The 11,654-nt window shown below is 32.0% G+C and carries 9 protein-coding genes; 3 read left to right on the top strand and 6 right to left on the bottom strand.

What is annotated here, in order from left to right; translation table 11 throughout:
* The first annotated feature begins 36 nt into the window (after positions 1 to 36).
* From yjgA to J3U35_RS10470, 3 genes are all read left to right on the top strand, one after another.
* Positions 37 to 570, top strand: a complete 534-nt coding sequence (gene yjgA, locus J3U35_RS10480; RefSeq protein WP_267361241.1) for a ribosome biogenesis factor YjgA — start codon at positions 37 to 39, stop codon at positions 568 to 570.
* A gap of 72 nt (positions 571 to 642) precedes the next feature.
* A complete protein-coding gene (gene ppa / locus J3U35_RS10475) occupies positions 643 to 1,170 on the top strand; it encodes an inorganic diphosphatase (RefSeq protein WP_065559243.1) in 528 nt (175 codons plus the stop codon).
* A 742-nt stretch (positions 1,171 to 1,912) separates the two neighbouring features.
* The gene (locus J3U35_RS10470; protein WP_065559242.1) at positions 1,913 to 2,122 is read left to right on the top strand and encodes a cold shock domain-containing protein; all 210 of its coding nucleotides are present in this window, start codon (positions 1,913 to 1,915) and stop codon (positions 2,120 to 2,122) included.
* Between the two features lie 134 nt (positions 2,123 to 2,256).
* Here J3U35_RS10470 and gapA read toward each other — a convergent pair whose 3' ends face one another.
* The 6 genes from gapA to J3U35_RS10440 all read right to left on the bottom strand — a co-directional run bounded on the left by gapA (position 2,257) and on the right by J3U35_RS10440 (position 11,642).
* Entirely contained in the window at positions 2,257 to 3,255 is a 999-nt protein-coding gene (gapA, locus tag J3U35_RS10465; protein WP_065559241.1) for a glyceraldehyde-3-phosphate dehydrogenase, read from the bottom strand.
* A 394-nt stretch (positions 3,256 to 3,649) separates the two neighbouring features.
* Complete coding sequence (locus tag J3U35_RS10460) at positions 3,650 to 5,035, bottom strand: hypothetical protein (protein WP_267361239.1); 1,386 nt, start codon at positions 5,033 to 5,035, stop codon at positions 3,650 to 3,652.
* Positions 5,036 to 5,451: 416 nt separating this feature from the next.
* A complete protein-coding gene (locus tag J3U35_RS10455; RefSeq protein ID WP_267361237.1) occupies positions 5,452 to 6,528 on the bottom strand; it encodes a hypothetical protein in 1,077 nt (358 codons plus the stop codon).
* Positions 6,528 to 8,306 carry a restriction system-associated AAA family ATPase gene (locus J3U35_RS10450; RefSeq protein ID WP_267361235.1) on the bottom strand — a complete coding sequence of 593 codons (1,779 nt, stop codon included), beginning with the start codon at positions 8,304 to 8,306 and terminating at the stop codon, positions 6,528 to 6,530. The genes J3U35_RS10455 and J3U35_RS10450 overlap by 1 nt, the downstream gene beginning before the upstream one ends.
* A 10-nt stretch (positions 8,307 to 8,316) precedes the next feature.
* Positions 8,317 to 9,939: a restriction endonuclease subunit S gene (locus J3U35_RS10445; protein ID WP_267361233.1), complete on the bottom strand. Its 1,623-nt coding sequence runs from the start codon at positions 9,937 to 9,939 to the stop codon at positions 8,317 to 8,319.
* Complete coding sequence (locus tag J3U35_RS10440) at positions 9,936 to 11,642, bottom strand: type I restriction-modification system subunit M (protein WP_267361231.1); 1,707 nt, start codon at positions 11,640 to 11,642, stop codon at positions 9,936 to 9,938. Before J3U35_RS10440 ends, J3U35_RS10445 begins: the two co-directional genes overlap by 4 nt.
* Positions 11,643 to 11,654: the final 12 nt, after the last annotated feature.

The following is an 11,654-nucleotide window of genomic DNA, read 5'->3' as shown; positions in this document are numbered from 1 at the left end:
ATTCAATTTTAGTTAACTATTAACAAAAGAAATCCTATGAATAACCCTAAAGATTTAATCATTGACCAAGAATTTGATACTGATATGGATGATGAAATTATTTATGTCAGTAAAAGTGAAATCAAACGAGATGCCGAAATTTTGAAAAAAATGGGCGTCGAATTGGTTAATTTAAGCAAAAATGAACTGACTAAAATCCCCCTTGATGAAGATTTACTTTATGCTATCGAACTTGCTCAAAAAATCAAAAAAGAGGGATATCGAAGACAAATACAATATATTGGCAAATTGCTTCGTAGCCGCAATATCGATCCTATCACGCAAGCTTTAGACAAGCTCAAAAACCGTCATAACCAACAAGTTGCCTTATTTCATAAACTTGAAAAGTTACGTGACGAATTGATTGAAACAGGTGATGCAGAAAACATTATCGAACTCTTTCCTATAGCAGACAGACAACAACTGCGTACGCTTGCCCGTCAGGCTAAAAAAGAACGAGAATCCAATAAACCACCAAAAACAGCCAAACAGATTTTTCAATACTTAAAAGAATTGAGCAACGCCGAATAATCTTTATAATGTTCGCTCATTTCATATCAGAAACAATATTGTAAATTATTAACCAAGATAGAGGATACAAAAATGGGACTTTTAAATGTACCAGCAGGTAAAGAATTACCGGATGATATTTATGTAGTAATTGAAATTCCAGCAAATTCGGATCCAATTAAATATGAAGTAGACAAAGATACAGGTGCAGTTTTTGTTGACCGTTTTATGGCAACAGCAATGTTTTATCCATGTAACTATGGTTATATTAATAACACATTATCGCTTGATGGCGATCCTGTTGACGTTTTAGTTCCAACGCCGTATCCATTACAACCTGGTTCAGTGATTCGTTGCCGTCCTGTTGGTGTATTAAAAATGACTGATGAAGCCGGTCAAGATGCTAAATTAGTTGCCGTACCACATACTAAATTATCTAAAGAGTATGATCACATCAAAGATGTGGATGATTTACCTGAATTACTAAAATCTCAAATTAAACACTTTTTCGAACAATACAAAGCATTAGAAAAAGGAAAATGGGTAAAAGTTGACGGTTGGGAAAATGCCGATGCTGCTCGCAAAGAAATTATTGAATCTTTTGAGAGAGCTAAAAAATAATTAATATTTGCTATCAATTTTCATAATAATGGTTAATTAAAAGCTATAAGTCTTTACTTATAGCTTTTATTTTTAAATAAAGAATAGCAGAAAGTAATTAAATCAATAACAATGCCTTTTTAACAGATGAGATGAAAAATAAGTGAATATCCAATTTAGTGCTATTTAGCTTAGATAATTTGCGCTGGCAATCTTATCTCAATAAGGCAAGTTGCAAGCCTTATATGACATAAATGACATAAATGACATAATTAACCACATTGTGATTCACATCTTTAACAGTAAGTTGTAAACCTATAGTTAAAACGTATGTAAACGTTTGATATAAAGAAACGATAAAACAATGTATTCAAAAGAAACCTAAAAGTAATCGTTAATACTAATTTTTAAATTTACATCTTACATGCCTTAATTTGCTTAAATAATCTTTACTTTCGAAATAAATTTAAATCAAAAACCCTTCAATAATTTGCTATTTATCAAATTTAACCATTATATCTAAAAATTTTATAAAAAACTTCATCCTAAGATGAAAAAATTGTCATTAATATCTTGCTTTCGATTATAAATTATGCGGTAATAGTAACAGACTTATGAAGCAATATTTTTTTATGAAAACGTTTAACAATTAGGGGGTGTTTTTAACGCATCATCTAGTTTGTAAGTTGATTAATTTATATTGCATAAAAGTCTATACGTGCCTTAAAGGCAAAATATTAATTATTGTTAGGATATCTAGTAAATGAATAAGAAAACAGGCCAAGTAAAATGGTTTAACGAGAGTAAAGGTTTTGGATTTATCACACCAACCGATGGGAGCAAAGACGTATTTGTTCACTTTTCAGCAATCTCGGGGGAAGGTTTTAAAACTCTAGCTGAAGGTCAACAAGTCGAATTTGCTATTCAAGATAGCCCTCGCGGACCAGCGGCATCAGAAGTTGTCGTAATCTAATTAATATCGTAGTATATATATTAGTGAAAACGCTCATTTTTAAAAAATGAGCGTTTTTATTTTGTAAAGCTATAAGATTTTAGCGAAAAAAAAGTGACCATTTGGTCACTTTTTAAAAAACTAAAAATTAGTCATTATTTTTTAGATACAACCGCAATTAAATCTAAAACTTTATTTGAATAGCCAACTTCGTTATCGTACCAAGAAACTAATTTAACGAAAGTATCGCTGATTTGGATACCCGCTTTTGCATCAAATACAGAAGTACAAACTTCACCTAAGAAATCAGTTGAAACAACATCATCTTCAGTGTAACCAAGAACGCCTTTCATTGGACCTTCTGAAGCCGCTTTGATCACTTTACAGATATCTTCATATTTAGCAGGTTTTGCTAAACGAGCAGTTAAGTCAACAACAGAAACATCTGGAGTTGGAACACGGAAAGCCATACCAGTTAATTTACCGTTTAATTCAGGAATAACTTTACCTACTGCTTTAGCTGCACCAGTTGATGAAGGGATGATGTTTTGTGCTGCACCACGACCACCACGCCAATCTTTGTGAGATGGACCATCTACCGTTTTTTGAGTAGCTGTAGTTGCATGAACAGTTGTCATTAAGCCTTCAACGATACCAAAGTTATCATTGATTACTTTAGCTAAAGGCGCTAAACAGTTAGTGGTACATGACGCATTAGATACGATATCTTGACCAGCATAATCTTTATCATTAACACCCATAACAAACATAGGCGTGCTATCTTTAGAAGGACCAGTTAAAACAACTTTTTTAGCACCCGCTTGGATGTGTTTACGAGCAGTTGCATCATCTAAGAATAAACCTGTTGCTTCAGCAACAACATCAACACCCACTTCGTTCCATTTTAAGTTTGCAGGATCTCTTTCAGCTGTAACGCGGATTGTTTTACCGTTAACGATTAATTTGCCATCTTTAACTTCAACAGTACCGTCAAAACGACCGTGAGTTGAATCATATTTAAGCATGTACGCCATATACTCAACGTCTAATAAATCATTGATAGCAACGATTTCAATATCAGAGCGTTTTTGTGCAGCACGGAAAACAATACGACCAATACGGCCAAATCCATTAATACCTACTTTGATTGTCATAAAAATTACCTTCTTTATTTGTGTTAAATGATAAAATAACTAACAGTAAACTACCAAATTTTTAAGGTTTATTCAAGCTGATTCAGAATAATTGGCAAGAATAAATTAAAATGAAAATTATCTTAATAATCATAGGATATAGGTTAGTTATATTTTATATAAGACTGTGATTGGATTGAGCAATGACAATGATAATTTTTAACTAAATTGTCAGAGTTAAATTGATCATAATTAAGGTGCTAAATTTTAGATAATCGCACGATTACATTTAATAAATTAAAAGGTATCAATTAATCCATATCAGACGTTAAGTTATACTAAAAGACGATTAAAATAAAAAATCCCACATTATCAATTTTGTGGGATTCTATTTTTGAGCGATAATTAACAATTATTATAAAGAACTCATCTTATCAATAAATTGTTTTAAATGGTTTCTGATATCCTCACCTTGCGTATAATGTGCTTCAGATTTTAACGTTGATTTGGACTTCCACTCGCCTGCTTGTGAGTTATGAAATTTACTTGGAACATCGCCCGAATAGATATAATCCGTTTTAGAAGAGATGGCTTCGCTTATCAAACGTTTAGAATTACTGATTTCTCCGGTTATTTCGATATCAGTAGTAAAAATGTATTTTTTTGAATTAGTGATAGTCTTTAAGTTGAATTTTTGCTCTTTATAAATTGGAACTTTAATTTTATTACCCTTATCATCGGTTTTTTCGCTCATTCTTTCTACATATTTTTCTGTTTTTACTTCATTTTTTTCATACGGTTTCATATGAATATAGTCAGATTTGGCATTAATATCTATAATGATATTAGCTTGTGAACTATGATCAACAAAGTATATATAATCAGCGTTAAAAACTTGTTTTACCCAGCTAAGATAGTCGGAATCTTTAACATACACATTAACGCGTCCCTTTAATTTACAACGACTCGCTCTAGCGCTGGCATCACGGTATGAACCGAACTGTTCATAGGCTGAATTGGCTGCCTCATAATATTTAGCCGCTTCACGATAAATTTTGCGTTTATAAGCTATTTTTTCAAGTGACGAGGCTTTTTCATAATACTCTTTTGCTAGCGCAGTAACATGTTTTCTTTTATTATCCTCATAGAGTTTAAAACTATCTTTATATTCGCCTATTGGCTTATAAACTTCCCAAGCTTTAAGATATTCTAGGGATGCTTCATGATAACTACCCTGTTGCGAAAATGTTTTACCTAAATCATAGTGTTGTTTTGCTTCAATATCCAAATGTTGCTTTTTAGCATTTTTATATAAAGTAAAAATATCTTTATATTTATACCGTTCTGAACCTTTTAAATATAAGTCAGCTTTTATTTTGTAACTTTCACTATCCGTACCTTTTATCGAATTACCATAATCGTAATACTCTTTTGCAATAAGTTGATCTAATTTACTCACTGGATATTTATCGTTAAAAAATGCAACAGTTTGACTATAAAAACGATTAACTAACATTAAATTGATTTTTCGAAGCGATTCATAACTATCAATACGTGCTTGATAATCAGTACTAGCACTACTATTAATGATTGTCTCGTAATGTTTCATCACATTACTAACCAATCCCCGTAATTTTTCGGCACTTTCTTCATTAAATTTTGCTTTGCCTTTTTCACCAATAGTAGCCGTTAATAAACTAATACTTTCTACATATTTCCCTTCGTTATAAGCTTGATCAGCCGTACGAACATGGCAAGCCGTTAAACAAAACACCAACAAAATCGCTAAAACTATCCGCATATTATTTCCTTTCTCTATTTATTAATTAATTATCAGACAGTTAGAATAAAAACAGTTTGATTTAGTGATCTTATGAAAAAAATTAACCTTATTTTTTTCATTTAATGCTAAATTTTTAAACAATAAAAATGATTAATTTTAGAAATAATAAGACTTTTAAAGCAAACTCTTTATCATCAGTAATATTTCTGATTGGTCATATCTTAATAAGCCGAAAGAATCGAAAATTATGCTAAATAGTCAGTAAAAATAGAGAGAGTAATCGCCTGAAATGTTAATAAAAAAAGAGAGATAATATGAGCGAATATGACAACTTCACCGAGTATATACCAATGATGCGTTTGTATGGTTAATTTGATTTTTAATGAATTCTTATAAAAACTAAGATATGTTATAGTTTTTGTTACACTAATAACTTATTTTGTTATTTCAAACAAACCACTTCGTACACATGCTTCTAAAAAAGGTTTTTTTAGAAAACGGTTGTCTGTATAAGGTGAACGTTGGGTATTAATAATTAGATTATCCATAAATGTTTTAATATTTCCCCCTTTGCTTTGCCATTCATCATGTAGTTGAACTAGCCAATCTTTTCCATCTTCTTCTGCACAGCATTTGGCTTTATAACGTTCTTCAATTCCGTAAATCTCTTTCCATGCTGCAATTTCTTCATTCAATATGGCAGGACCAAATATTAAATCAATATCCTCAGGTTGAATATTTTGCCAATCTCTATTTTTTAAGTTGATCGTTAACTCTATGTTATATGATTGGGTATTATAAGGATAAAAAACCTTGCGCCGACCTAGAGAATTATGGCATGGGTCTTTTTGAGTTTTGTAAGAACTATTGCATTCATGACAGGTTGGTACTAGATTATGAAAATTAATTGAGTTAAAGGGATAAATACCTTTTGGTAGGTAATGATCATAGGCGTCACGATACCGATGATGAGTACCTTTCATGTTATTAATACCGCAAAATGGGCACTTAGTTATCTTATTTTGATCACGAAATACTTTATAGTGGTCATCAATAGTACCAATTGTATCTTTAAATATTTTTAAGGTTAATAACTTGTTATTATAAAGTTCCTTAAAAAATCTGGAGAGTTTCTTATATAAATCACTGTTCGAAAGTAAATTACATAAACATGAATATTTGGCAATTGATGTTGCAGGATCATTGGAACAAACTCGTTCAATATTGTTATTATTCCTATACCATGTTTGTAATTGTGAAAGTGTCGTTGGGTCTAGTTGGGAAAATAACCCATAAATTTGCTCCACATGGCTAGCAAAAAAATCAGCATATTTACTATCATTAAAATGACAATACTCCATCACATCGTATAACTCTTCATTGGCACCGAAGAGTTCTAATTTATAAGAGCCATGTGTTGAAGCCTTACACCAAACCTCTAGAAAGATAAAATCGATAAACTTCTGCATTTTATCCATTGTATGGGGAACATATTCATAAGGGAAAAGCACTATTGTTCCTCCAGCTTGTCATTAAGCGTTTTAAGTAATAACATTTTTTCGACTGAATCGCCCAATGTTTGGTCTATTTCTTCAAGTAATGATTCAGTTTGCTCACCTTTTTCAAACCGTAATTGTAATTTATCTAATAATGTTTGAGCATAACCGCCGATAGTTTCTTTTTTGCCGAAAGCATTCATAGTAATTTTATTCACTGAAGCGCCCAAAGTGTTAAAATTTGGATGCTCTGTAATGACTTGATCATTTTCTTTTTTAAATAAAAAAACTTTTTCTGGTGTACTGTCAGACACTAAAAACGGCGCATGAGTAGTAATTAACATTTCATGACTTGGATCGTATTGTTGCTCAGAAAAACATTGCTTCAATAAACTGACAAACTTAGAACGCCAGTCAGGATTAAAATGGGTTTCTGGCTCATCCAAGAAAAACAAGCTATTGGTGTTTTTAAATAACAAACATAAACCAAGACTATGTAATAATTGATGTTCGCCGTCCGATAACGCTTTGAGTAACACAGGTTGCGATATGTTTTTTTTCGTTAAATAAACATCCTTGAACCGCATAATTCGTTCATCTGACGCTAATGTTGGCACCGTTTCGCTAACATAATGACTATTAGAGCAATACAATTCTGACTTTAATTTATCACTGACTGAATATAAATTGAGCGATAATAACACTTGAAAAGCTTGAAATAATTCAATAGGTGAGCTGAAGTTTTTTTGGAAAGCTTGCTTAGTTGCTTCATTAACATAGTAGTCTAAATATAAAGTATCAGAGTCTTCATCAACAAAAAAACAAGTCGCACACCGTTTCAAACGGCTAATCATTGGATCAAAATTTTTAGCAGAATCGTCATCAGCCTCAAGCAGCTTAACCAACTTAAGCGATATAATGCCTGTATCGTCATCTTTGACAATTGCTGGATGTGGTTGACTATTGTTAGCTGATAAAAACGCTTCAACCTGTAGCTCGTTAATAGTAATCTGACGTTTAATAATAATACGAAACGTTTTAACATCAACAAGTCCGACTTCTTCTTGAAATGGTTTTAATATATCGTTGTCATAAAAAAGCAGGTTACATAATAAAATGGCTTGACTGAACGAATTATCAATATAAGCTAAACGCGTTTCGGGTCGACCTGAATAAGGAAGCTGTGCTTGTAAAGCATCCCAATATTCATCAAATTGAATAAATCGCATTTTAAAAAAAGGTAGACTAAGAATTTCATTTTCACCAGAAGAGTAGCCCAATATATATTGCGGTAGTAAAAACTCTCGTTCACGATCACTGACTTTGGTAAAATTTTCAATATTAAACTGCTCAGCATTTAGCCAATCGATATCCGGTGAGCTATTTATATTCTTGATTATCCTTACATGAGCAAAAGATTTCCCTGCTGGGTTGATATATTCATTAGGTACTTTAATCAAATATTCCAACTCAAATGCTGCCGGAGACCCATTATTCTCCTTATAACCATTAGGATTATCCTCTTCATCATAGATAAAATTACGCGGTAAAAAGTGTCGCCTAACTCTTAAAATTTCAAGTTGATAAAAAATTGCTGCCAAAAGCTCCAATACATTAGATTTTCCACAACCATTTGGTCCAATACAAATAATCGGTGCGAATTCCTGTTGCATAGGCAAATCTTGACTATTTTCATCATTCAGTTGCCATTCATCACGGAAATAGATCTCAAAGCCTGTTTGTAAACTCCGAAATCCCACAGGATCGGTTACTTTTAAGCGCAGCAATTTCATATTAAATCCCTTAGAGCATATTATTTTTTAATATTATTGTATTTTTAGTATCCAAATCATTTTCATTTGTTAATTGAGCCAATTCAACTTTTTCAACTTCTGACAATTCCTGATATAATAGTCCGTCAGCTAATTTTTCAAAGATTAACTCTTTTAAAAAATCGTATTCTTGTATCCCTAAATTAAGATTATTTATTGCATCGACTTCATCACTTTTATTGTTTTTTTCAGCAATGTTAAGTTGTTTATCTCGATACGGTTCGAAATTAAACTTTGCATTTTGCCAAAATGTCTCTATTGATAAAGGATTACCTTTTTTTGTATTTTTTAAAGATTGTTCAAACCAAAATTTAATTAACTCCAAACGCCCTTTCACAGTTAATATATCTACTCCCTTTAAAAAAGGATAAAGATGAAATGATGGTTTGGATTGAGTAATTGTTTGAGTATCCTGTTCTTTATCAATAATATTAACCTGTTTTTGAGTCTGTGAGGCTTCAATAAAAGGGATTTTGTCTAAATCTAACTCTCCTTTAAACGCCTTTTGGCTTACTGCACCATAAAGATTTTCTAATTCAGTAAGACTTTGTTGGTATAGTTCTTTAATTATTTCTACTTTTTCAACAATGACTCCAAATTGATTTTGTAGGTCGACTGGCGGTTTTATCATTTCTATTTTTTCAAACTCACCTTTTGTAATGATCTTTTTCATCCCTTTGTTAGCGAAACTTTGAACATATTTTCTTTGAACTTTGAACAATGCATATAAATAAAATGGATTAGTATCTTTATTTGGTTGAATTGCATTAATTTGCTGATTAAAACATACTTTTCTGTTTGTAAGTGAAGCTCTACCAATAGAAGAAATGCTACCAGCAATACAAGTAACTAACAGTGCTCCCTTTGTTAGAATTCTAGCTTTCAAAATTCCAGTTTCTGATAAATATTCAGATGCTTTAGTAATATAAAGCAATTCTTCTATAATATTATCTGTTTTAATCCACTCAATATATTTAACTGAATAATTTGATTCATCTTTTCTAGGAGGTGTATTTCCTGTAATAACTTTACCAAAATTGTTTAGTGCAACCTTTTCCCATTTTTTATCATTTTTGAGAGGATCACCAAACATATCTAAAAACACACTTTTTATAAAATCATCTAATTGTTGTAAATTCTGTTTACGTTGCTTAATTAACAGCTCTATCTTAGTTAATAAATAAGCGGTGCGAATTTGGTGATTGATATTTTCATAATATTTAATAGGGATTTTTGAAATATAAGCTTTGGATATATGTTTAAGACCTGCACCTTTAAATCCATTATCTAACAACTTTCTATTATATTTAATATATTGAAAAACATAATCTATATTAATCGATGTGTTTTTTTTCGGCGTAATTACAATACAATCAGTGGATGTTGCAAATTGATTTTTAGCTAAATGTATACTCGATTTTCCACCTGTTCCGAAAATTAAACAATCTGGATAATATAAGAAGCTATTAATATATTTGGACTGTATTTCACTAGATGTATAAAAAGGATATCGTCCAGTTTCTTTACCTTCTGCTGCTTTAATTTTTGATTTTGGAAGAAATTCGAAAAGATGCTCTATTTTATCAGACTTCATTTAATCATTCCTTTTAACTCTAAAAGCTCTTTTACAATACCACTTTTAATGTTCGCTAAATCATTTTCATCAGCATTTCCCACTTCAGCCATTATCAACTTATCTAAAATAACAGTTGGCGCTTCATATTCAATTTCTTCAAAAATCTCTTCTTTATAACGATTAAACGAAAGATCATAACCTTCATCCTTAATCTCTTGATAAGGAACAGAAAAGTATTTTTGAGTACGTTCAGATTGTATATTGTTGTCACGTTGATGATATTGGGTGACAATGTCTTGTAAATCGCCGTATCCATCAAGTTTGCTACGTTTATCATCTAACGTATAACCATCAGAATGCATATCATAAAACCATACCTGTTCTGTCGCTGGTTTTATCACCTCATCTTTAGCATCCCAGACTTTTGTGAAAAGTAAGATTGCTGTACTGACTCCGGCATAAGGTTTAAACACACCACTAGGCATACTGATTACGGCTTTTAATTGACAACGTTCCACTAAAATTTTGCGTAAATCTTTGAAGGCTTTTCCACTACCAAATAGCACGCCTTGTGGGATAATTACGCCGGCCGTACCACCTTTTCTTAATAATCGATAAATGTTTTCAACAAACAGTAATTCAGATTTTGTGGTGGCAACTTGCAGATTTTCGTTAATATCACCTTTATCGATACTACCTGTAAATGGTGGATTTGCCATGATAATGTCATAGCAAGATTCTTCATTAAATCCTTTGCTTAACGTATCTTGATAATCAATTTGAGGCTCATTAATGCCGTGCATCATCAAATTCATTAAACCTAAGCGAACCATGGTACTATCAATATCAAAACCAATTAATGAGTGTTCCAATATTTTTTGATTTTCTGGTGTCAACACGGCCGCCAATGATGTCCGGATAAATCCATCTTCATCGGCAACTAATTCAGCAACGTCAGTACCATACTTTAGCGCGAGTTGAGTAGTAACATACTGGTACGCCCCCAATAAAAAACCCGCTGTTCCACACGCCGGATCGGCAATTCGATGTCCTAATTGTGGTTGCACTAATTCGGCAATCAGCTTGATAATATGGCGCGGTGTACGAAATTGACCGTTTTTTCCTGCTGAAGCAATTTCTGATAATAAATATTCGTACACGTCACCTTGAATATCTTGAAATGCTTGTCCGTTTTCTGCAGAATCTTGCTCCATTACCTCAAAAATTAGGTCAATGGTTTTTACCGCTTCGACTAATAATGCCGCTTTGGGAATAATAAAAACTGCATTTTTCATATGGTGAGTAAAATGGGATTCTTCACCATTAAGATCCTTTAAAAACGGGAAAACCTTATTTTGTACATGCTGTAGCAGCTCATCAGCAGGTTTGCGTTTAAATTCACTCCAACGCAACTCTTGTTTATCAATTGCGTATTGTTGCTCTTGGGCATATTTATCTTTGATCTGTTCTTCAGTATCACTTTCCAAAATTTTTGCACGGTATTCTGGTGGGATCCATATGCCTGAAAATTTAGATTCATATGTTTCTCCTGTGAACTCTGCATCAGCCTGTTTTTTCAATTCAACTTCATCAATTCGTTTCATAAATAGCAAATAAGTAATTTGTTCAATTGCAGTTAAAGGATTGGAAATGCCACCACTCCAAAATTTGTTCCATAATTGATTGATCAGACTTTTAAGTTGGGGATTATTTTGTAACATTAATTGTGTACC

The sequence above is a fragment of the Gilliamella sp. B2717 genome (genome assembly GCF_026536675.1).
In the GTDB taxonomy this organism is placed as follows: domain Bacteria; phylum Pseudomonadota; class Gammaproteobacteria; order Enterobacterales; family Orbaceae; genus Gilliamella; species Gilliamella apicola_I.
This window is presented reverse-complemented; position numbering and strand designations above follow the sequence as displayed.